The 21,740-nt window shown below is 51.1% G+C and carries 23 protein-coding genes; 18 read left to right on the top strand and 5 right to left on the bottom strand.

Translation table 11 applies throughout. From position 1 onward, the window contains the following. Positions 1 to 151: 151 nt before the first annotated feature. Positions 152 to 1,084, top strand: a complete 933-nt coding sequence (gene rfbD / locus Q0499_RS07315; protein WP_299197783.1) for a dTDP-4-dehydrorhamnose reductase — start codon at positions 152 to 154, stop codon at positions 1,082 to 1,084. Positions 1,085 to 1,090: 6 nt separating this feature from the next. Here the strand turns inward: rfbD and Q0499_RS07310 are convergent, their stop codons facing one another. Beyond that, positions 1,091 to 1,462 carry a SirB2 family protein gene (locus Q0499_RS07310; protein ID WP_299197781.1) on the bottom strand — a complete coding sequence of 124 codons (372 nt, stop codon included), beginning with the start codon at positions 1,460 to 1,462 and terminating at the stop codon, positions 1,091 to 1,093. Positions 1,463 to 1,553: 91 nt separating this feature from the next. On the opposite strand from Q0499_RS07310, the gene moaA reads away from it, so the two are divergent. The 4 genes from moaA (at position 1,554) to Q0499_RS07290 (ending at position 5,088) form a co-directional block, all read left to right on the top strand. Then, positions 1,554 to 2,567: a GTP 3',8-cyclase MoaA gene (gene moaA / locus Q0499_RS07305; RefSeq protein WP_299197778.1), complete on the top strand. Its 1,014-nt coding sequence runs from the start codon at positions 1,554 to 1,556 to the stop codon at positions 2,565 to 2,567. Positions 2,568 to 2,693: 126 nt separating this feature from the next. Next, entirely contained in the window at positions 2,694 to 3,818 is a 1,125-nt protein-coding gene (locus Q0499_RS07300; protein ID WP_299197776.1) for a 1-acyl-sn-glycerol-3-phosphate acyltransferase, read from the top strand. Then, positions 3,815 to 4,294, top strand: coding sequence for a cyclic pyranopterin monophosphate synthase MoaC (moaC, locus tag Q0499_RS07295; RefSeq protein WP_299197774.1), 480 nt, complete (start codon positions 3,815 to 3,817; stop codon positions 4,292 to 4,294). The genes Q0499_RS07300 and moaC overlap by 4 nt, the downstream gene beginning before the upstream one ends. After that, positions 4,291 to 5,088, top strand: a complete 798-nt coding sequence (locus Q0499_RS07290; protein WP_299197772.1) for a lysophospholipid acyltransferase family protein — start codon at positions 4,291 to 4,293, stop codon at positions 5,086 to 5,088. Before moaC ends, Q0499_RS07290 begins: the two co-directional genes overlap by 4 nt. Before the next feature lie 92 nt (positions 5,089 to 5,180). On the opposite strand, the gene fabB is transcribed toward Q0499_RS07290, so the two are convergent. Both fabB and fabA read right to left on the bottom strand, forming a co-directional pair. Next, on the bottom strand, positions 5,181 to 6,398 hold the full coding sequence (gene fabB / locus Q0499_RS07285; RefSeq protein WP_299197770.1) for a beta-ketoacyl-ACP synthase I: 1,218 nt from the start codon (positions 6,396 to 6,398) through the stop codon (positions 5,181 to 5,183). 80 nt (positions 6,399 to 6,478) lie between these two features. Beyond that, the gene (gene fabA, locus Q0499_RS07280) at positions 6,479 to 6,994 is read right to left on the bottom strand and encodes a bifunctional 3-hydroxydecanoyl-ACP dehydratase/trans-2-decenoyl-ACP isomerase (RefSeq protein WP_091361787.1); all 516 of its coding nucleotides are present in this window, start codon (positions 6,992 to 6,994) and stop codon (positions 6,479 to 6,481) included. A gap of 136 nt (positions 6,995 to 7,130) precedes the next feature. Between fabA and Q0499_RS07275 the strand changes: the two genes are divergently transcribed. After that, positions 7,131 to 7,763, top strand: a complete 633-nt coding sequence (locus Q0499_RS07275) for a thiopurine S-methyltransferase (protein ID WP_299197767.1) — start codon at positions 7,131 to 7,133, stop codon at positions 7,761 to 7,763. Positions 7,764 to 8,303: 540 nt separating this feature from the next. Here Q0499_RS07275 and ispB read toward each other — a convergent pair. Next, the gene (gene ispB, locus Q0499_RS07270; RefSeq protein ID WP_299197766.1) at positions 8,304 to 9,272 is read right to left on the bottom strand and encodes an octaprenyl diphosphate synthase; all 969 of its coding nucleotides are present in this window, start codon (positions 9,270 to 9,272) and stop codon (positions 8,304 to 8,306) included. A 231-nt stretch (positions 9,273 to 9,503) separates the two neighbouring features. Here ispB and rplU point away from each other — a divergent pair, with 231 nt between their 5' ends. The 4 genes from rplU (at position 9,504) to proB (ending at position 12,642) form a co-directional block, all read left to right on the top strand. After that, on the top strand, positions 9,504 to 9,815 hold the full coding sequence (gene rplU, locus Q0499_RS07265) for a 50S ribosomal protein L21 (protein WP_299197763.1): 312 nt from the start codon (positions 9,504 to 9,506) through the stop codon (positions 9,813 to 9,815). A 16-nt stretch (positions 9,816 to 9,831) separates the two neighbouring features. Continuing rightward, positions 9,832 to 10,089, top strand: a complete 258-nt coding sequence (gene rpmA / locus Q0499_RS07260; RefSeq protein ID WP_299197761.1) for a 50S ribosomal protein L27 — start codon at positions 9,832 to 9,834, stop codon at positions 10,087 to 10,089. Positions 10,090 to 10,249: 160 nt separating this feature from the next. After that, the gene (gene cgtA / locus Q0499_RS07255) at positions 10,250 to 11,446 is read left to right on the top strand and encodes an Obg family GTPase CgtA (protein WP_299197759.1); all 1,197 of its coding nucleotides are present in this window, start codon (positions 10,250 to 10,252) and stop codon (positions 11,444 to 11,446) included. Between the two features lie 71 nt (positions 11,447 to 11,517). Continuing rightward, the gene (gene proB, locus Q0499_RS07250; RefSeq protein ID WP_299197757.1) at positions 11,518 to 12,642 is read left to right on the top strand and encodes a glutamate 5-kinase; all 1,125 of its coding nucleotides are present in this window, start codon (positions 11,518 to 11,520) and stop codon (positions 12,640 to 12,642) included. Positions 12,643 to 12,727: 85 nt separating this feature from the next. Here proB and rpsT read toward each other — a convergent pair whose 3' ends face one another. Then, positions 12,728 to 12,994 carry a 30S ribosomal protein S20 gene (gene rpsT, locus Q0499_RS07245; protein ID WP_299197755.1) on the bottom strand — a complete coding sequence of 89 codons (267 nt, stop codon included), beginning with the start codon at positions 12,992 to 12,994 and terminating at the stop codon, positions 12,728 to 12,730. 356 nt (positions 12,995 to 13,350) lie between these two features. Between rpsT and murJ the strand changes: the two genes are divergently transcribed. The 8 genes from murJ to Q0499_RS07205 all read left to right on the top strand — a co-directional run bounded on the left by murJ (position 13,351) and on the right by Q0499_RS07205 (position 21,738). Further along, entirely contained in the window at positions 13,351 to 14,871 is a 1,521-nt protein-coding gene (gene murJ, locus Q0499_RS07240) for a murein biosynthesis integral membrane protein MurJ (RefSeq protein WP_299197801.1), read from the top strand. A gap of 93 nt (positions 14,872 to 14,964) precedes the next feature. After that, positions 14,965 to 15,897, top strand: a complete 933-nt coding sequence (gene ribF / locus Q0499_RS07235; RefSeq protein ID WP_299197753.1) for a bifunctional riboflavin kinase/FAD synthetase — start codon at positions 14,965 to 14,967, stop codon at positions 15,895 to 15,897. Positions 15,898 to 15,934: 37 nt separating this feature from the next. After that, positions 15,935 to 18,739 carry an isoleucine--tRNA ligase gene (gene ileS, locus Q0499_RS07230; protein WP_299197750.1) on the top strand — a complete coding sequence of 935 codons (2,805 nt, stop codon included), beginning with the start codon at positions 15,935 to 15,937 and terminating at the stop codon, positions 18,737 to 18,739. Between the two features lie 10 nt (positions 18,740 to 18,749). Beyond that, entirely contained in the window at positions 18,750 to 19,244 is a 495-nt protein-coding gene (gene lspA / locus Q0499_RS07225) for a signal peptidase II (RefSeq protein WP_299197748.1), read from the top strand. Positions 19,245 to 19,256: 12 nt separating this feature from the next. Next, positions 19,257 to 19,724: a peptidylprolyl isomerase gene (locus Q0499_RS07220; RefSeq protein ID WP_299197746.1), complete on the top strand. Its 468-nt coding sequence runs from the start codon at positions 19,257 to 19,259 to the stop codon at positions 19,722 to 19,724. A gap of 153 nt (positions 19,725 to 19,877) precedes the next feature. Next, positions 19,878 to 20,411: a type IV pilus modification protein PilV gene (gene pilV, locus Q0499_RS07215; protein WP_363317779.1), complete on the top strand. Its 534-nt coding sequence runs from the start codon at positions 19,878 to 19,880 to the stop codon at positions 20,409 to 20,411. Next, positions 20,408 to 21,154: a PilW family protein gene (locus Q0499_RS07210; protein ID WP_299197742.1), complete on the top strand. Its 747-nt coding sequence runs from the start codon at positions 20,408 to 20,410 to the stop codon at positions 21,152 to 21,154. The genes pilV and Q0499_RS07210 overlap by 4 nt, the downstream gene beginning before the upstream one ends. After that, a complete protein-coding gene (locus tag Q0499_RS07205; RefSeq protein ID WP_299197740.1) occupies positions 21,154 to 21,738 on the top strand; it encodes a PilX N-terminal domain-containing pilus assembly protein in 585 nt (194 codons plus the stop codon). The genes Q0499_RS07210 and Q0499_RS07205 overlap by 1 nt, the downstream gene beginning before the upstream one ends. Positions 21,739 to 21,740: the final 2 nt, after the last annotated feature.

Below are 21,740 nucleotides of genomic sequence, written 5' to 3'. Positions count from 1 at the left end.
TTTCTTCACAGTAATGCAGATACTTAAAATCTTCACACAGGGTTTCGGTTGCTGCTAACAAACTTTGCCCCTATTCATCGTTTTTTTGCTTTCGCTGCTGGTTTGATATGGTATCGTTGATTTGCAAGCGAAATAGTTGGAGCTTTAGTCAATGACACAAAATTTTCTGACCACCCCGGCAAAAATATTAATTACCGGTGTTGATGGACAGATAGGTTATTTTTTAAACCAGGTGACGCAGAATGATCCATTCTTTTCTGTGGTGGCCTTTACGGATAAAAAACTGGATATCAGTAGCCGTGAGCAGGTCCAGAAACAGCTGGATGAGCATCTGCCTGATTATGTCATTAACACGACTGGCTTTAATGCAGTTGACCGGGCTGAAGCCCAGACTGAACGTTGCTATGAGCTGAACAGAGATGCCGTAGAAGTGCTGGCGACAGCCTGTGGCGTGTTGTCTATTCCGCTGATTCACCTGTCGTCTGATTACGTTTTCGATGGTCACTATGAGAGTGGTTATAAAGAGGATGATCAGGCGCGTCCACTGGGGCTGTATGGTGACAGTAAATGGCAGGGCGAAGAGGTGTTGCGTGCCGCGTTGCCGCAGCATGTGATTCTTCGGGTGAGCTGGGTATTCAGTACCATTGGCGACAACTTTATGCGCCGCGCGTTGCGGCAGGCGCGGCAGGAAGAGGAAATTGTTGCTGCTGATGATCGCCGCGGTTGTCCAACGTCGGCCAGTGATATTGCCCGGGTGATCGTCGCTATTCTGAAACAGCTTCATAATGGTGCCGATAACTGGGGCACTTATCATTATTGTTGTGCAGAGATTACCACCCGTTACGGCTTTACCGAAGCGGTACTGGCTGCAGCGGGGCAGTATGAAAAACTGAAAGTGGAGAAGCTGGTGCCGATCAGTTCTTCCGAATTAGGCAGCGATGCTGAGCGCCCAGCCTCTTCAGTGCTGGTGTGCACTAAACTGCTAAATCATTTTGGTATCCGCCAGCTACCCTGGCGGAGTCAGCTGGTGGCGATGATTCGTGAACAGTACCAAAATGAGGAGATCAATGATATCACCGCTTAACTGATTTCAGGGTAGCGGCGTGTGATGCAGAGCTACCCAGACGATATAGGCGGCACAGGCCAGCGCCATCACCAAAGCCACTGTACGAATACCCCTCGTTTTTCCCCGCTTCAGAGCGATAGTGCCCAGCACAATATACGCTACCAGAGCGATCAGCTTTGCTGTCAGCCAGCTATGGGTAAAGGGATACTGGCTGACGGTAATGGTGAGGGCGATGGCGCTTACCAGCAAAAGCGTGTCGATAATATGTGGTGTAATTCTGACCCAGCGTCGTTTTAATTTTTCCGGTGTTGTCAGCATCCAGTAACCCCGCAGGGTGAAAAAAAGTATGCTCAGAGCGGCAAAGGTGATGTGGGTGTGCTTAAGTACCATGTACATTGTTGCAAAACTCGCCTAACAATTAAGTGAATAACTGACTAAAATAATCAGGTATATTTTTACCTAAATACACAAGAGATGCTAGCCAGGTATGCAGATAAATCAGAACAGCAATGCAACCACTCAACTGGTTGACCGGTTTGGCCGGCGGGTTGAGTATATCCGTTTGTCGGTGACGGATCGTTGTGATTTTCGCTGTGTGTACTGTATGGCCGAGGAGATGCAGTTTCTACCGCGCAGTGAAGTCTTATCTCTGGAAGAGTTGTATTTCGTGGCCCGTGCATTTGTTGAATTGGGGGTGAATAAGATCCGTCTGACCGGCGGAGAGCCTCTGGTTCGTCGGGGTATTCTGACGCTGGTGGAACAACTGGGGCAGTTGCCTGCTGAACTGCTGATCACCACTAATGGTTCCCAGTTAGCCGGTATGGCGGCGGATCTTAAACGGCTGGGGGTTGATCGTCTGAATATCAGTCTCGATAGCTTGCAGGAGGATAAGTTTAAACGACTGACCCGTACCGGACGCTTGTCGCAGGTGCTGGCGGGGATTGATGCGGCAATAGCGGCAGGCTTTAAAAGGATTAAGCTGAATGCGGTGGTGTTAAAAGGTCGCAATGATGATGAAGTGCTCGACCTGATTGCATTTGCCCGTACCAAGGGGCTGGATATCACCTTTATTGAGGAGATGCCGCTGGGGGCGATCACCGAGCATGACCGGGCGGAAGTCTACTGTTCCAGCGATGAGTTGCTGCAGATGATTATGCCTGTCTATCCTTTGATAGACTCTGCGGATAAAACCGGAGGGCCATCCCACTATTATCGAATGAGTGATAGCGACAGCCGGGTTGGCTTTATCTCTCCGCACAGTCATAACTTCTGTAGCGAATGTAATCGGGTGCGAATGACAGTTGAGGGACGGTTGTTACTCTGTCTGGGTAATGAACACTCGATGGATTTGCGCCAGGTTATCCGCGATCATCCCGGTGATATTGAGGTGCTGAAACAGCATCTGATCCGCGCAATGGATCTTAAGCCCGAGCAGCACTATTTTGATCTGGATGATGAAACACCGCAGATTGTTCGCTTTATGAATATGACCGGCGGCTGATCACAACAAAGGTGTAAAGCGTCTGTTTACACCGATTAATCTAAAGAATGCGTAATGTGCGCTGAAATTATTCCCATCTCCCTGTAAAATACCCGGCTTATTATTCGCAGTGCCTCAGGAGGCAGAATGGCAGCCAGCTCAATCAATGATCCATTTCAGAATATCCGCCCCTATTATGATAGTGAGGTAAGTGATGTCCTGAACCGGCTGATCCATGATGATGAACTTATCTCAGTGCTGACCCGCTATCAGTTTCCCCAGATGGCATCCCTGTTTGGCTGGCTGTTAAAGCCCGCCGTGCGCATTTTTCTGGCGCAGAAAACTGGCGAGATCGAGAGTATTCAGGACTTTCAGACGCTGATTGCGGGTTATATGACCAAGATGATCGGCCGTACGACCACCCGTCTTTCCTGTAGTGGTATTGAAAATCTTGAGCATGATGAGGCGTATCTGTTTGTTTCCAACCACCGTGATATAGCTATGGACCCGGCGTTTGTTAACTGGGCGCTGTATCAGAATGGTTTTGATACCCTGCGGATCGCCATTGGCGACAACCTGCTGCGTAAGCCTTACGTCTCAGATCTGATGCGCCTGAATAAAAGCTTTATTGTTAATCGTTCAGCAAAAGGGCGCGAGGTGCTTACTGCGCTGGGGCAGTTGTCGGCCTATATTGATCATTCACTGGTGCATGATGAAGCCAGTGTCTGGATCGCCCAGCGGGAAGGCCGGGCAAAAGATGGTAACGACTTTACTGATCCCGCCATTCTGAAAATGTTTTATATGTCGCACCGCAAACAGCGTAGCTTCGCAGAGTTTCTCGAGCGGGTAAAAATTGTTCCGGTTTCAATCTCCTATGAGTATGACCCCTGTGACCGGGCTAAAGCGCAGGAACTTGATGCCAAGCAGCAGGGGGTTAAGTATCAGAAATCCCAGTTTGAAGATATTGACAGTATCGTCACCGGGATCACCGGTAACAAAGGCCATGTGTATGTGGCGTTTGGTGATGTGATCACCGGTATGAATACCCCTGAAGAGCTGGCTGCCGAGATCGACCGCCAGATCATCGACAACTACTATCTGCACCCCTCTAATATGCTAGCCGCGGGGGTTGATGACGGCAGTATTGATGCGGAGCAGCAGGCCCTGTTTGCCGCCCGAAGCGAGGGTTTGTCTGACTCTGCTGCGAATATCCTGCGGCAGATGTATGCTAATCCGGTATTGAATAAGAAGAAGCCGCAGGAGGCTGCATGAGTCGACTGACACATCTGGATGATAAGGGTCATGCGAACATGGTGGACGTGTCTGAAAAGGCAGTAACCACCCGCGAGGCGACCGCTCAGGCGGTGGTTAACATGCTGCCAGAAACGCTGCATATGATTACCGCCGGAGAGCATAAAAAGGGCGATGTGCTGGCAGTGGCAAGAATTGCTGGTATTCAGGCCGCTAAACGTTGTTCTGATCTGATTCCGCTGTGTCATCCGCTGATGCTGAGCAAAGTGGCGGTTGAATTGATACCCCAACCGGAATCTGCTTCGGTGCTGATCCTGGCGACCTGTAAGTTAGCTGGCCAGACCGGGGTTGAGATGGAAGCGCTGACCGCCGCATCGGTGGCGGCGCTGACCATCTATGATATGTGTAAAGCGGTGGATAAAGGGATGGTTATCTCTGAGATCAAGCTGTTGGAAAAAACAGGTGGAAAAAGTGGTCACTGGAAGGTGAGCCCTTGAAGCCCCCAGTTGAGGTCGATGTTAATACCGAAAAGGATAGTGATCAGGCGATGAGCAGAAAACCTTCTCTGTTGTTATATCTGCGGGCAACGCTCTTTTATATTGGCTTTTACCCGGTGACGCTGGTGTTTGCTGCGTTTTGTTTGCTGGTGGGCTGGGCGTTACCCTTTCGTCCCCGTTTTAAGCTGTTTACCCTGATGAACTATTTCAGTATGGCCTGGCTGTATCTGTGCTGTGGTGTTAAATACCGGATTGAAGGTCTGGAAAACTTGCCCAGGGATAGCGCTTATGTGGTGGTTGCCAACCACTCCAGTGAGTGGGAAACGCTGTTTCTACAAACCCTGATCCGCCCGCAAAGCGCGGTTCTGAAACAGGAGCTATTAAAGATACCTTTCTTTGGCTGGGCGCTGGCGATGTTGAAACCGATTGCGCTGGATCGCAGTAAGCGCCGGGGTGCACTTAAAGATTTGCTGACCCAGGGTAAAGCGCGTCTGGAAGAGGGGATTAACGTGGTGATCTTTCCTCAGGGAACCCGGGTAGAAACCGGTAAGCTGGGTAAATTTAATAAGGGTGGGGCGATGCTGGCGGCCAGTGCTCAGGTGCCGGTGGTGCCGCTGGCACATGACGCAGGTCTGTTCTGGCCGGGTAAAAGCTATGTCAAATACCCCGGTACCGTTACCGTGCGTATCGGCGTGGCGGTGAATTCAGTTGATCGCAGTGTGGATGAGATACATACCGACTCGGTTGGCTGGCTGGAAGCGCAGATGCGTGATCTTAAAGTGGTGGATGAGTAGCTCTCAGCTCACAAGCGAAGCATCTGAGAAGCAGCTAAAACGCTCAATAAAAAACCCGCCGAGGCGGGTTTTTTAATCTGCGCTATCCAGGATTAACTAGTGTATTTCTGGAATACCAGCGTCGAGTTAGTGCCGCCGAAACCAAAGCTGTTCGACATGACGCGCTGCAGGTCAACATTGTCTCTGCGCTCAGTGACAACGGGAAGACCTTCTGCTGCAGGGTCAAGCTCGTCGATATTGGCCGATGCACAGATGAAGTTGTTTTCCATCATCAGCAGACTGTAGATCGCTTCCTGTACGCCGGTTGCACCCAGTGAGTGGCCGGTTAGGGACTTGGTCGAACTGACCGGAGGCATCTGCTCGCCGAAGGTCTCTTTCATCGCCTTCAGCTCCTGGATGTCACCCGCAGGTGTTGAGGTGCCGTGAGAGTTGATGTAATCGATGCCCCCATCAACGGTGCTCATCGCCAGCTTCATGCAGCGCACAGCGCCTTCGCCGGATGGAGCAACCATGTCATAGCCATCAGACGTCGCGCCATAGCCGACCAGTTCGCCATAGATTTTTGCGCCACGGGCTTTAGCGTGTTCCAGCTCTTCCAGAACCAGCATGCCGCCACCGCCAGCGATAACAAAACCATCACGGTTGGCATCGTAGGCACGGGACGCTTTTTCCGGGGTATCGTTGTATTTGCTGGACAGTGCGCCCATCGCATCAAACATAACGCTCAGGGACCAATGAAGTTCTTCACCGCCGCCAGCGAAGACGATGTCTTGCTTGTTCAGCTGAATCTGTTCCATCGCATTGCCAATACAATGGGCGCTGGTAGCGCAGGCAGAGGTGATGGAGTAGTTAACGCCCTTAATTTTAAATGGCGTTGCCAGACAGGCTGATACAGTAGACCCCATGGTGCGGGTGACGCGGTATGGACCGACCCGACGAACACCTTTGGTGCGCAGGATATCAGCGGTTTCAACGATGTCTGCGGATGATGCGCCACCAGAACCTGCCACCAGACCGGTACGCACGTTAGACACCTGATCTTCACTCAGGTTGGCGTCTTTAATCGCCTGTTCCATAGACAGATACGCATAGGCTGCAGCATCACCCATGAAACGCACCAGTTTGCGGTCGATAAGGTCGGTATAATCCAGATCAATACTTCCCGCTACATGGCTGCGAAAGCCCATCTCTTTGTACTCTTCCTGAAATTTGATGCCTGAACGGCCCTCTTTCAGTGAGTCCAGGACGGCTTCTTTATCAGTACCCAGGCAAGATACGATACCCATTCCGGTAACAACGACACGTCTCATAGGATGCCTCTTTTATTCAGTAAAAACATTGTAATTATAGATCTACAGCCGAGCTAAAGCCTGTATCCAGACTTATAAGATTAGAAGCTATCGGTAGATACGAACAGGCCAACACGCAGATCTTTTGCAGTGTAGATCTCGCGGCCATCGACAGAAACGGAGCCATCGGCGATGCCCATAACCAGTTTACGCTCGATAACCCGTGACAGATCGATACGGTAGGTCACTTTTTTAGCGGTAGGTAAAATCTGCCCGGTAAATTTCACTTCACCACATCCGAGTGCACGTCCGCGCCCTTTATTGCCGCGCCAGCCAAGGAAGAAGCCAACGATTTGCCACATAGCATCCAGGCCTAAGCAGCCAGGCATAACCGGGTCGGTTGGGAAGTGGCAGTCAAAGAACCAGAGGTCAGGATGGATATCCAGCTCCGCTTCGATATAGCCTTTGCCATATTTGCCACCTTCACCGGTGATCATTGTGACGCGGTCCATCATCAGCATGTTACCGACAGGCAGTCGTGCGTTGCCTTCGCCGAACATTTCGCCGTGACCACACTGAAGAAGTTCTTCTCGATTGAATGAGGAAGGTTTTGTCATCTGAGCTGTATATCCACTTTTTTTTAAGTCAAAATATCGGGGGATTATACCGGGTTAGTGGGCTGGGATCACGACCTGTATCACCAAAAACTAAAAATAGAGCGGTTAAGGTCGTTTTTCAGGGGTTTCAAAGAAGATGCACAGTGAGTTTTGGCATGAGCGCTGGCGTAGTGGCCGGATAGGTTTTCATCAGCAGCAGGTTAACCCTTTACTGCAGCGTCACTGGTCTCAGTTGCAAGGCTCTGGTGAGGGGCGGGTGCTGGTGCCCCTGTGTGGTAAAAGTCTGGATATGCTCTGGTTACGAGAGCAGGGGCATGAAGTCGCCGGCGTTGAGTTGAACCCGCTGGCATGCGAAGCGTTCTGGTCTGAACAATCGGTAGCGGTTGAAGCGCAGCAGGTGGGTGAGTTTGTCGTGCGTCATAAGGACGGACTACGGCTATTTTGCGGAGATTTTTTTGCGCTGCCAGCTGAAGAGTTTGAGTCGATCGCCTGGGTGTATGATCGCGCCGCACTGATCGCCTTTCCTGAACCGATGCGTAAGCGTTATGCAGGGACACTGATTGAAAAGCTTCCCGCAGGCGTTGGCATGTTGTTGATAACCCTTGAGTTCGATGATGTTGAAGGCCCGCCCTTTTCGGTAACAGAAGATGAAGTCCGGTCGCTTTATAGCGAACGGTTTGAGATTGAAGAACTATCGGCGGAGCGGGGTGCCGGTCGGGGAGGGCGTGCGGAGGTGGAGACGGTTTATATCTTGAGGGATAGGATATAGTGGCTAGATCGTCACAAAAAACGTGACTAGCTAGACGCTTCGCTTGCTAGAAAAATCAAACTCAAAGCAGCTATCAGGCTGCTTTGAGTTATAAGAGCAAATCAGCGGTGCCCACTTACTATGCACGTTATCATTAGAGCTTGTTAAGAAGGGTTTTTCTGACAACTAGCCAGTCGCGCCTTTTGCGACGATCTAGCTAGACGCTTCGCTTGCTAGAAAAATCAAACTTAAAGCAGCTATCAGGCTGCTTTGAGTTATAAGAGCAAATCAGCCGTGCCCACTTACTATGCACGTTATCATTAGAGCTTGTTAAGAAGGGGTTTTCTAACAACTAGCCAGTAACGTTTTTTGTGACGTTCTAGCTAGACGCTTCGCTTGCTAGAAAAATCAAACTTAAAGCAGCTATCAGGCTGCTTGTAAGTTATAAGAATAAAGAGCGACCATCCTCACTTACTATCCACGTTTTTATCAAAGCCCATTAAGAAGGGTTTTTCTAACAACTAGCAAGTCACGTTTTTTGTGACGTTCTAGCCACTGCCCTTAACTGCTCCGCTTAACCGCGAGGTCTGCCAGCTGAATCATGGTCTGTTTGAATGAGCTGTCCGGCAGGGTGTCCAGTGCTTGAATCGCTTTGTCCGCTTCGGCGCAAGCGATGTCGCGGGCATAATCTATTGAGCCGGTAGCGTGGACGATCTCCATGATCGGTTGCAGATCATCGAGGCCGCCTTTACGGATCGCCTGACGGATCAGCTTGCGCTGCTCATCGCTGCCTTCGCGCATGGCGTGGATCAGTGGCAGTGTTGCTTTGCCTTCAGCCAGATCGTCGCCGACATTTTTACCCATCTCTTCAGCACTGCTGAGGTAATCCATCACATCGTCGATGATCTGAAAAGCGATGCCGATATGGCGGCCATAGAGGCGTAGCGCTTCTTGCTGGGTTTTATCCGTGCCGGCCAGAATTGCACCGGTCTCGGTGGCAGCTTCAAAGAGCATGGCAGTTTTACCCAGAATCACCTGCATATAAGATTCTTCGGTGGTGTCCGGATTGCGGGCATTCAGTAGTTGCAGTACTTCACCCTCAGCAATGATGGTGGTGGCGTTGGAGATAACCGCCATGATCTCCATCTTATTGATCTCAACCATGATCTGGAATGAGCGGGAGTAGAGAAAGTCGCCTACCAGAACGCTGGGGGCGTTGCCCCATTTAGCGTTAGCTGTATCATTGCCACGGCGCAGTTCTGAGTTGTCCACGACGTCATCGTGCAGCAGTGTCGCAGTGTGGATAAACTCGATGACCGCCGCAAGGTGGATGTGCTGGTCACCCTGATAGCCCGCCGCATTGGCGGCCAATAGCACCAGCAGGGGTCTGATCCGCTTGCCGCCACTCTCTACGATGTAGTGTCCTATCTTCTCAACGAGAGGTACGCCTGAGTGTAAGTTGTTGATTATATAATCGTTTACCGCTTCGAACTGCGGCTCAATAACTGGATTTAACTGATGTGGCAGCATGGGAACTGTTACCAGACTCTGAAATTTGTATTGCCGCATGCTAGGGGGTGCGTATCCGGGTGTCAAGAATGTCAGGTTATTATCTATATTTATGCTTGAGTCGTCTCTTATGTTTCTATATAATCTCGCGCCCTAACCCATCCAAATTCGCTCCCTATTATATGGTTGATAATTTCCATTAGACGTAGGCGTGTTATTAGTAGCAGGGCGGGTTGTAAATTGGAGATTAAAATGTACGCAGTAATTGTGAGCGGCGGTAAGCAATACCGAGTTCAGGAAGGCTTTACGCTGAAACTGGAAAAGCTGGCTGTAGAAGCTGGTTCTAATGTTGAGTTTGACCGTGTTCTGTTGGTTGCTAACGGTGACGATGTTAAAATCGGTGCACCAGTAGTTGAAGGTGCTAAGGTTACAGCTGAGGTTGTAAGCCATGGTCGCGCTAAGAAAGTTCATATCATGAAGTTCAAGCGTCGTAAGCACCACATGAAGCAGATGGGTCACCGTCAGCACTTCACTGAAGTAAAAATCACTGGCATTAGTGCCTAAGATAGGAGAGTGACAAATGGCTCATAAGAAGGCGGCAGGTAGTACCCGTAACGGTCGTGATTCCGAGTCGAAACGCTTAGGTGTTAAGCGTTTCGGTGGTCAGGTAGTAACAGCAGGTAACATTCTTATTCGTCAGCGCGGCACTAAGTTCCACGCTGGTGTAAACGTAGGTATGGGTAAAGACCATACTCTGTTTGCAACTGCAGACGGCGTTGTTAAGTTTATCGTTAAAGGCCCGCAAAAACGTAAATACATTACTGTAGAAACCGTTTAATCCGGCTTTTGTATTAAAAAAGCTCCGCGGTTGCGGGGCTTTTTTTGTTTCTGATGGCTGATTGAGCTAGTTGTTGAAAGGGTCTGCAGGGCGGGCGTTATCAACAGCCAGTTTATTGGCGAGTGTGTGCACAGAATACCAGTATGACTGGGGGTGTAAAATGAAGTTTGTAGATGAAGCGACGATTACGATCGAAGCAGGTAAGGGTGGCAATGGCTGTATGAGCTTTCGCCGCGAAAAATTTATCGCTAAAGGTGGTCCTGATGGTGGTGATGGCGGTGATGGCGGATCTGTTTATGTAGAAGCAGATGAGTCGCTGAATACGCTGATAGACTATCGCTTCCAGCCTCGTTATAACGCCCAGAATGGTAAGGGTGGCCAGAGTCGCGGCTGTACCGGTGCTAAAGGTGATGATCTGATTATGAAGGTGCCGGTAGGCACCACTGTAGTCGATATCGATACCGATGAAGTACTGGCGGATATGACTAAAATCGGCCAGATTGAGAAAATCGCCCAGGGTGGCTTTCATGGTCTGGGCAATACCCGTTTTAAAAGCAGTGTGAACCGTGCGCCTCGCCAGACCACTAATGGTAGCCTGGGTGAGACCCGCAACGTCAAGCTGGAACTGAAAGTGCTGGCGGATGTGGGTTTGCTGGGTTTACCGAATGCGGGTAAATCGACCTTTATCCGTTCAGTCTCTGCGGCAACACCGAAAGTGGCTGATTATCCCTTTACCACGCTGGTGCCAAACCTGGGTGTGGTGAGTACCGAGAAGCATAAGAGCTTTGTGATTGCTGATATTCCCGGCATTATCGAGGGTGCTGCCGAGGGTGCCGGGCTGGGTATTCAGTTTCTTAAGCATCTGGCGCGTAACCGTATTTTGCTGCATCTTGTTGATATGGCACCTTGGGATGATGTGACTCCGCCAGCGGCTGCTCAGGTTATTGTCAGAGAGCTGGAAAAGTTTAGTCCGACGCTGGCAGCGCAGCCTCGCTGGCTGGTGCTGAATAAGCTGGATATGGTTCCTGAAGAGGAGCAGGAAGAGCGCTGTCAGGCAGTGGTTGATGCGCTGGGCTGGGAAGGCCCTGTTTATCGTATTTCGGCTATCAATAAAATGGGTACTCAGCAGTTGGTGCAGGATATCCAGGTGATGCTTGATCAGCTGGCGCTGCAGTTAGTGGAAGATCCTGAGTTGGTTGAAGCTGAGCTGCAGGTGCGTCGCGCAATTGATCGTGAAGGTCGTGAGCGGATTGAGCAGATGCGTGATGAGATTCGTGCTAAGCGCCGTGGCGATGATGATTTTGATGACTTTGACGATGATGATTACGACGTTGAAGTCGAATATGTGAAAAATTAAAACCTGTCCAGGTTGCCTGGGTTGATCGTGAAGCTCAGGTTGGAGTGGGTCTTTCAAGAGAGTAATGGTCAGTGAGTCAAGCGCGTAATAGACTGAAAACATCCCGGCGGTGGGTTGTTAAGATTGGCAGTGCGTTACTTACAAATGATGGTGAGGGGCTGGATCTGGCGGCTATTGGTCGCTGGGTTGATCAGCTGGCTCAGCTGCGCCGCGAAGGCGTTGAGATTGTGTTGGTGTCCTCCGGTTCAATAGCGGAAGGGATTGTCCGTCTGGGCTGGAAAGAGCGTCCTCATGAGGTCTATAAGTTGCAAGCTGCGGCGGCGGTTGGGCAGATGGGCCTGGTGCAGGCTTACGAAACCAACTTTAAGCGGCATAACGCCCTCACGGCTCAGATCCTCTTAACCCATGAGGATCACTCAAATCGTAAACGTTACCTTAATGCTCAGGCGACCCTGAAGACATTGCTGTCGGTGGGTGTGGTGCCGGTAGTGAATGAGAATGATACGGTGGTCACCAAAGAGATCCGTTTTGGGGATAATGATACCCTGGGGGCTCTGGTGGCGAATCTGGTTGAGGCGGATGCGTTGATTCTGCTGACTGATCAGAGTGGCTTGTATACCGCTGATCCGCGCTCGAATCCTGATGCAACCCTCATATCTGAAGCGATGGCGGATGATCGTTCGCTGGAGGCAATGGCGGGCGGTGGCGGTCGGTTGGGTCAGGGCGGTATGGCGACTAAAGTGCGGGCAGCGAAGCTGGCTGCCCGTTCCGGTGCGATTACAGTGATTGCCAGTGGTCGCGAAGACGATGTACTGCTGAAGCTGCGTCGTGCTGAAGATCTCGGTACCGTGCTGGTGCCTGAGCAGCTGCCAATGGCTGCGCGTAAGCAATGGATTGCCGGGCATCTGCAGGCGCGGGGTACCCTGACGCTGGATGCAGGGGCTGTGACAGCGCTGGTTGAGCGCGGCAAGAGTCTTTTGCCGGCAGGGGTGCGAGCGGTTACCGGATCGTTTTCCCGTGGTGAGATGGTGGTGATCTCTGATGAGCATGGCCGGGTGATTGGTCGGGGTCTGGTCAATTACGGAGTTGAGGATGCGCAGAAAATAATTGGTCGTCCAAGCTCACATATAGAAGCGGTGCTTGGATTTGTCGGTGAGCAGGAGCTGGTGCACCGGGATAATCTGGTTTTAGCCTGAGTTGTTTTCTTTAAATGAGTAATGCAGAAACAAAAAAAAACCGGCCATGGCCGGTTTTTTTATTGCAGGTTGCATCTCGGGGAGATTATGCAGCCAGCTTTTTGATAGAGGCATTCAGGCGGCTTTTCTTGCGAGCTACCTGGTTCTTGTTGAAAATGCCTTTAGTTACAGCGCTGTCCATAATTGGCTGAGCGGTAACGAATGCTGCGTTTGCTGCTGCATGGTCGCCTGCTTCGATAGCTGTCACTACTTTTTTAACGTAAGTGCGAACCATGGAACGCAGACTCGCGTTATTTTGACGGCGCTTCTCGGCTTGGCGAGCGCGTTTACGGGATCCTGCGGAATTTGCCACAATCCGACTCCTCTAAACAGTTAGGATGTTGATCGATATAAATTAATCGATATTGAGATGCCCCGGGGTTCATTTTTAAACTTCTGGACATCGAAAATTAAGACGCGAGATTATTCATGTTTGTGCTGCAAGTGTCAACAGCTAATTATGAAAAAGCCACGTAAGTCGGGCGGCTTTATTGCGCTTTGAGCAAGCATTTTAGCAGGTTAATCGGTATTATCAGCAGCAATCTATTTTGGCTGGCAGGAAAGCGATCATTGAGCAGAACAGAAACATCTCCGGAAGGCGCTCAGCCCAATAGCCCGGACCCTGATAACACTCAGCCGCCAGAGAACCATCCAAAAGCGCGCGGTTTGTTGCGTTCCAGTGCGTTGGTTGGGTTGATGACGATGTTTTCCCGGGTGCTGGGGTTGGTTCGGGATGTTGTGGTGGCCAACTATTTTGGTGCTGGCAGCAGTGCTGATGCGTTTTTTGTCGCCTTTAAAATTCCTAACTTTCTACGCCGCTTGTTTGCTGAGGGCGCCTTTTCCCAGGCGTTTGTGCCGGTGTTGTCGGAATACCGCAGCCTTAAAGATCTTGCTGCAGTAAAACAGCTGGTTGATCGGGTGGCCGGTAGTCTGGGGCTGGTGTTGATTGTGGTGACGTTACTAGGCGTATTGGGTGCCCCGGTGCTGGCGGCTATCTTTGCCCCCGGTTTCTATCTGCATGACCCGCTGCGTTATGGACTGGCGGTGGAGATGCTGCGCTATACCTTTCCCTATCTGCTGCTGATATCGCTGACCGCGCTGGCCGGCAGTATTCTCAATAGTTATGAGCGTTTTGCAGTGCCCGCGTTTACCCCGGTACTGCTGAATCTGTCGCTGATCGGTGCGGCTATCTGGATGCAGCCGCTGTTTGAACAGCCGGTGATGGCGCTGGCGTTTGGGGTGTTGATCGCCGGTTCTGTGCAGTTGCTGTTTCAGTTGCCGTTTCTCTGGCGCATTCAGTTATTGCCTAAACCTGTTCTTGGGTTCCAGGATGAAGGGGTTAAGCGGATACTGAAACTAATGCTACCTGCGCTGTTTGGGGTGTCGGTGAGTCAGATAAACCTGTTGCTGGATACTCTGCTGGCCTCATTTTTACAGACCGGTAGTGTTTCCTGGTTGTACTATTCGGATCGCCTGGCTGAGTTGCCGCTAGGGGTGTTTGGTATTGCTATTGCGACGGTTATTCTACCCAGTCTGTCGCGCAGACATGCGGAGAAAAGTACCGAGCATTTTTCCCGGACGCTGGATTGGGCGATGCGGATGGTGCTGCTGATCGGTCTGCCTGCGGCCATGGCACTGCTGGTGTTGGCTGAACCATTGCTGGCGACACTGTTTCATTATGGTGAGATGACTGACCGGGATGTGGCCATGGCGGCGATGAGCCTGCGGGCCTATGCTTGTGGCCTGGTTGCCTTTATGCTGATTAAAGTGCTGGCGCCAGGGTATTTCTCCCGTCAGGATACCAAAACGCCGGTTAAGATCGGTATTGTTGCCATGGTGGTGAATATGGTGCTCAACCTGATGCTGATCTGGCCTATGGCGCATGCCGGGCTAGCACTGGCAACGACCCTGTCAGCATTTCTGAATGCCGGTCTGTTGCTTCGTGGTCTGCTGAAAGAGGGGGTGTTCAGCTGGCAATCCGGCTGGCCTAAGTGGCTGTTGCGGGTTGGCTTGGCTAACATGGCGATGATCGCTTTTCTGCTCATGATTGCGGGAAGTCCTGAACAATGGCTGGGCTTTGATATGTGGCAGCGGATAACTCAGATGGGTATTCTGGTAGGCGGCGGTGTGATTATCTACCTGCTGGTGTTGCTGGTCATGGGGATGCGGCTGCGGGATCTGCGCCATTAATCGGCCTATATCGATGCTGACCGATGGCGAATATCGCCGTAACTGGGGTATAATTTCGCGCTTATTTTTATTTGTTGATGAGACTGGGGTGACATGGAGCTAATTCGGGGTCTGCATAATCTGCGTGACAAGCATAAAGGCTGTGTTGCAACGATCGGCAACTTTGATGGCGTGCATCTTGGGCATCAACAGGTATTAGCTCAGGTTCTGCGTAAGGGTAAAGAGCTGGGGCTGCCGGCTGTCGTGATTATTTTTGAGCCTCAACCGCGCGAGTTTTTTTCCGGCACCCAGGCGCCGCCACGGTTAACCCGTTTTGATGAAAAGGTTCGCTTGCTGAAGGCCAATGGCGTCGACCGGGTGCTCTGCCTGACATTCAATGAACGGTTGCGCACCATGAGTGCCGATCAGTTTGTTGATGAGCTGTTGTTGAAAGGCTTGGCCGTACGGCACTTTGTGGTTGGTGATGACTTTCGTTTTGGTTGTGATCGCAGTGGCGATTACAACATGCTGCGGCAGAGCGGCGAACGTTATGGTTTCAGTGTTGTAAACACCGAAACCTTTGATGTGGATGGCGAACGGGTGAGTAGCACCCGGATCAGAGCCGCATTACAGAACAATGATTTGTTGCTGGCTGAACGGTTGCTGGGACGGCCCTATAAAGTGACTGGCCGTATAATGCATGGTCAGCAGATTGGGCGCACGATTGGCGTGCCGACCGCGAATGTACGAATGCACCGTTTTCACTGTCCGCTGAACGGTGTTTATGCGGTGACGGTGACGGGTAAAAACCTGTCAGCGCAAGGCATAGCCAATGTGGGGATGCGCCCAACCGTGAATGGTAAGCAACCAGTGCTGGAGGCGCATCTGTTCGATCTGGACAGTGACCTTTATGGCCAGTTGCTGAGTGTGGAATTTAAGGCCTTTATCCGTCCGGAAAAAAAGTTTGAAGGGCTGGAAAAGCTGAAGCAACAGATAGAAACCGATATTAAACAGGTCAGGAACTATTTTCTGACAGGTGCCTTGTAAGCAGGGCCAAATTAGACGATCCAGAAGCGATACGACAATGACCGATTATAAACCGACCCTGAACTTACCGAATACTAGGTTCCCGATGCGCGGCAATCTGGCTCAGAAAGAGCCTCAGATGCTGAAACAGTGGCAGAAGATGGATCTCTACCAGAAGATTCGTGAAGTCAGCGCAGGTCGTAAGAAATTTATTCTGCACGATGGCCCTCCCTATGCGAATGGTGATATTCATATCGGCCATGCAGTGAATAAGATTCTTAAGGATATTATCGTTAAGTCCCGCACCATGGCAGGCTTTGATGCCCCGTATGTGCCGGGCTGGGATTGTCATGGTCTGCCGATAGAGCACAATGTTGAGAAGAAGATCGGCAAAGCTGGAGTGAAGGTATCTTACGGCGATTTTCGTAAGAAATGCCGCGAGTATGCTGCCCGTCAGGTGGATGGTCAGAAAAAAGACTTTATCCGTCTTGGCGTGTTGGGCGACTGGGATAATCCCTATCTGACCATGAACTTCGAAACCGAAGCCAATATCATCCGTGCGCTGGGTAAAATCGCTGAAAACGGCCATCTGGTAAAAGGCTATAAGCCGGTTTACTGGAGTGTTGTCGGTAGCTCTGCGCTGGCTGAAGCGGAAGTCGAATATCAGGATAAAACCTCGCTAGCGATTGATGTGCGTTTTGCGCCGGTTAACCAGGATGCCTTCCTCAGCTGCTTTACCGATCTCTCCGGTGAGGGTGAAGCCTCCGTCGTTATCTGGACAACAACCCCCTGGACGCTGCCTGCCAACCAGGCGGTATCCCTGAATGCTGAGCTGGACTATGTGCTGGTGCAGGTGGGTGGCGAGCGACTGTTGATTGTTGAGGCGCTGGTTGAAGATGCGTTGCAGCGCTATGGCATCGAAGAGTACAAAATTGTCGGTCGTTGTAAGGGCGAGGCGCTGGAACACCAGCAGCTGCAACATCCGTTCTATGACAAACATGTTCCGGTTATTCTCGGCGACCATGTTACCGTTGAAGCGGGTACCGGTGCTGTGCATACCGCACCGGATCATGGTGTGGAAGACTTTAACGTCGGCCGTGTTTACGGTATCGGCACACTGAACCTCGTTGGGCCTGATGGTGTTTACACTGAGAATGCCGGAGAGTTTGCCGGTCAGCATGTCTACAAGGTAGAAGATGCCATTGTTGCTGCGCTGGAAGCGAATGACCGTCTGGTGTTGAAAAAACACTTCAGCCACAGTTATCCCCATTGCTGGCGTACTAAAACCCCATTGATCTACCGTGCCACGCCACAGTGGTTTATCAGCATGGAAGAGAAAGGGCTGAAAAAAGACGCACTGGCTGCGATTAAACAGGTTGAGTGGTTCCCCGGCTGGGGCCAGAACCGTATCGAGTCAATGGTTGAACAGAGCCCTGACTGGTGTGTGTCCCGTCAGCGTACCTGGGGTGTGCCGATCGCATTGTTTGTCAATAAGATCACCGCTGAACTGCATCCGGAAACCCCTCGGCTGATCGAAGAAGTTGCGCTGCGCGTGGAGAAAACCGGCATCGATGCCTGGTTTGATCTGAATGCCACTGAGTTGCTCGGCGATGCTGCGGATCAGTATGAAAAAGTGCTGGATACCCTGGATGTCTGGTTTGATTCCGGCGTGACCCATTATTCCGTGCTGGACCAGCGAGAGGGTTTGCAATTCCCGGCAGATATGTATCTGGAAGGCTCTGACCAGCACCGTGGCTGGTTCCAGTCCTCGCTGAAAACCAGTATCGCCATCAAAGGGTGTGCGCCTTACAAGCAGGTGCTGACCCATGGTTTTACCGTCGATGGTGATGGCCGGAAGATGTCCAAATCCGTGGGCAACGTGGTTTCTCCGCAAGAGGTAATGAATAAGTACGGCGCTGATATTTTGCGTTTGTGGGTGGCATCCACTGACTTCAGTTCAGAGATGACCGTCTCTGATGAGATCCTGAAGCGTACCGCGGATGCATACCGTCGAATCCGAAATACCGCGCGCTTCCTGCTGGCTAACCTGGAAGGCTTTAATCCGCAAACCGATATGGTGGCACCGGCTGATATGGTGGCGCTGGATCGCTGGGCGGTCGATCGTGCTGCCCGTCTGCAGGAAGAGTTGGCGGGTCATTATGATCAATACCAGATGCTGCAGGTTTATCAGAAAGTGTCCCATTTCTGTTCGCTGGATCTGGGTGGTTTCTATCTGGATATTATTAAAGATCGTCAGTACACCGCTAAGTCAGATTCGGTTGCCCGTCGCTCCTGTCAGACTGCCCTGTATCACATCGTTGAAGCGATGGTGCGCTGGATCGCGCCGATCCTCAGCTTTACTGCCGATGAGATCTGGAGTGAGCTGCCCGGCGAGCGCGCTGAATCAGTACAGCTGAGCACATGGTATACCGATCTGGCGTTGCTTGATGCATCTGAGGAGCTAGGGCGTAACTACTGGCAGCAGGTGCTGGCGGTTAAAACGGCGGTTAACAAAGAGCTGGAAAATCAGCGAAATGCTGGCCATATCGGCGGCAGCCTGGAAGCTGAAGTCACCTTGTTCTGTGCGCCTGAACTGAAGACGCAGCTGGAAAAGCTGGCGGATGAACTGCGCTTCGTACTGATCACCTCTAAGGCGGCCGTGCGTTCGGCTGATGAAGCGGTTAATGCTGTTGCTACCGAGCTGGAAGGTTTGAGTATCAGCGTGGTTAAGAGTGAACAGGCGAAGTGTGGCCGTTGCTGGCACCACCGTGAAGATGTGGGCAACACGCCGGAACATGAAGAGCTGTGTGATCGTTGTGTTGACAACGTTGCCGGTGACGGTGAGCAGCGTAGCTTTGCTTAAGGCTGACCCGATGGTTAAGTCGCGCACAGCATTGGCCTGGCTCTGGTTGGTCGTTGTGGTTATCGTGCTGGATCTGTTTACCAAGTATCAGGCCAGCACGTTGTTACCCTATGGCATCCCCCATCCTCAGTTGCCGGTGTTTGATCTGACGCTGCTGCACAATACCGGGGCCGCATTCAGCTTTCTCGCCCAGGCGGGGGGCTGGCAACGCTGGTTTTTTGCCTTGATTGCGATGGTTGTTAGTATCGTCCTATTGGTGTGGATGGCCCGTACTCCCTATCAGCAACGCTGGCTGGGCGCGGGTCTGGCGCTGGTGCTCGGTGGTGCGTTAGGAAATTTGTATGATCGGGTCGTGCAGGGGTATGTGATCGATTTTATCTCTTTGCATTACAACGGATATTACTTTCCTGCGTTTAATCTGGCGGATACGGCGATCACCATCGGGGCAGGCATGCTGATTATTGATATGCTATGGTTCAGTGAAACCAAGAAGAAATCTAAATAAAGGTTTGTACTTATGTCAGAACATACGTTACAAAATTCGTCATCAGAGGCTGTATCACAGATAGTTGCTCCAGATGCTAAAGTAACTCTGCATTTCGCTATCAAGCTTGCGGATGGGCAGGTAGTTGATTCCAACTTTGAAGGCAGCCCAGCCACCTTTATTGTTGGTGATGGTCAGTTGCTTGAAGGTTTTGAGAAATCTCTGTTGGGAATGCAGGCCGGTGATGAAGCGGTGATTGATATTCTTCCTGAGCATGGCTTTGGTATGTCAAACCCTAACAATATGCAGCGTCTGCCGCGCAGTCAGTTCGGTGATATGACGCTGGAACCGGGACTGGTCGTGTCATTTGCCGATGCGGCCAATGGTGAGTTGCCGGGTATTGTCGCTGGATTTGATGAAAAAATGGTCACGGTGGATTTTAACCATCCACTGGCGGGAAAGAATCTTAAATTTGAGGTTAAGATTCTCTCGGTTGAATAAACGTTTAACCAGGTTGGTGCGTCACTCATTCACTGCTTCCTGTGTCAGATCACGTTTTATAGAATGAAGTGGCGCAATAGGTCTGGAAAAATTTACTAGCCTTGGCTAGTATACTGCCTGTTCGGCGCAAAAAATTTCTCTTCAATAATCAACATGGATGTTGGTATGTATACTCAGGGACAGAGCGTATTCCCCTTTTGTAAGGCCTCTACCCGGTCAGATTTAATCAGACCGTATCCTCATCTTTATAGATTTTCGCAGGGGTCCTCCCTTATCGAAGTGCTGGTCACTCTGGTGCTTGTGGCTATCGGTCTGTCAGGCATGATGATGATGCAGGCCCGTGGTCTGGAACAAAATCAAAGCGCTTATTTGCGCACTCAGGCGATCGCGATGGCCAGTGATATGGCTGACAGGATGCGTCTGAACAAGCAAGCGGCGCTGAATGATCGCTATCAGCTAGCCAAAAGTGACGCCTCGACTGACTTCGCAACCCCCGCTGCTACACCTGCTGATAAAAAACTCGCGTATAACGACCTTTATGTCTGGTTGGGCTGGGTAGAGCTAAGCCTTCCTAAAGGGGATGCCGTGATCACCCGGAATAATCAGTTGGTAAGTATCACGGTAAGCTGGGGCGGCGCCGACGGCAAACCCGCCGCCAGTTACGTCCATGAGATGGACCTGTTATGAAACCTCTTCGTTATCCGCGCAACAATCAGTCCGGCTTTTCGCTGATAGAGCTGATGATCGCATCGGTGATCGGTTTGTTGCTGACCTCTGCAATGTTGGCAGCCTATGTCGCGTCTGCGCGCACTTATCAGATACAGGATGCGATGTCCGAAGTGCAGGAAAACGGGCGGTTTGCCATGCGTATTCTGTTAAAAGACCTTCGCCAGAGTGGGATAGATGTAACGGGCAGTCAGATAATTCTTGGAGTTAAAAATAGTGCTGCTGATATCAGTGACTTTGAAACCAACTGGTCAGATCTGGTCATCGCAGAGGCAAACGTACTGAGCGATATAGTCTATCTTCCAGGTCTCGATCCCGATGGTCCTTCAGGCCCAAAGGGAGATGATGGGGTTGCTTATTATATCGGCTCGACAGATGGGGTGCGCCCTTCGTTGTATCACAATAAGGATGCTCTGGTTGAAGGCGTGGCCGGGCTGATTATTGAGTACGGGGTTGATAGCGATGGGGATAAGCTTGTCGATAGTTACGAAAAGCTGACCGCTATGACGGCCGCTGACTGGGACGATGTGATCAGTGCCCGATTCTATCTCTTGATGAGTAGCTCCGGAACGGGAGTGACTGAGCAGGCACAGCAGTTGATCGCCCCCTTTAATACGGTAGATACATCTGACCGGCGTCTTTATCAGGTGTTTACGGCGACCGCGTTGTTAAGAAATGCGTTGGTCGTGAGTGAGGGTAGCTGATGAATAGAAACACTAAGCGTTATACAGGTTATCAACGAGGCGCAACCCTGGTGGTTGCACTTATTTTGCTATTAGTGATGGCAATGATGGCGTCCACCGCACTGCAAAGTAATGTTTTACAGTCGCGGATGGCGGCCAATATGCAGGATGAGACCATCGCCTTTGAAGCAACAGAAACGGTGTTGCTCTACTCAGAAGACTGGTTGTCAAAGCAGACCGCGCTGCCCGATTTGATTCTCTATGATGACTGGAGTGCCAGCAGTAGTGAGTTTGTATTTGATGGCAGAACCTCTTCGAAGCTAAAAAAGCAGCTGGAGGATGCCAGTCTGGTTAGTGGTTGGGAGAGTAGGGCAAAGCAAGTCACTTTTTTTGACGCTCATGCCTCTATTCCAAGCAAGCTACATACACAGCCAAGAGTTTCCCTGGAGTTAACCGACTTTGATCTGGATAACAAAAAAGTGACAGGTGCATATGCCACGGGTGGCAGCACTGCGTTGTTTCGTCAGCTAAGTCGAAATACCGGCGCAACAGGTGATAGCGAAGTGATTCTTATAGCGGAATACCGTAAACGGTTTGAGTACTGATT

It is taken from the genome of uncultured Amphritea sp., from assembly GCF_937127095.1.
Lineage (GTDB): Bacteria > Pseudomonadota > Gammaproteobacteria > Pseudomonadales > Balneatricaceae > Amphritea.
Note: the sequence above shows the minus strand (reverse complement) of the source record. Positions and strands in the feature narration are given on the sequence as shown.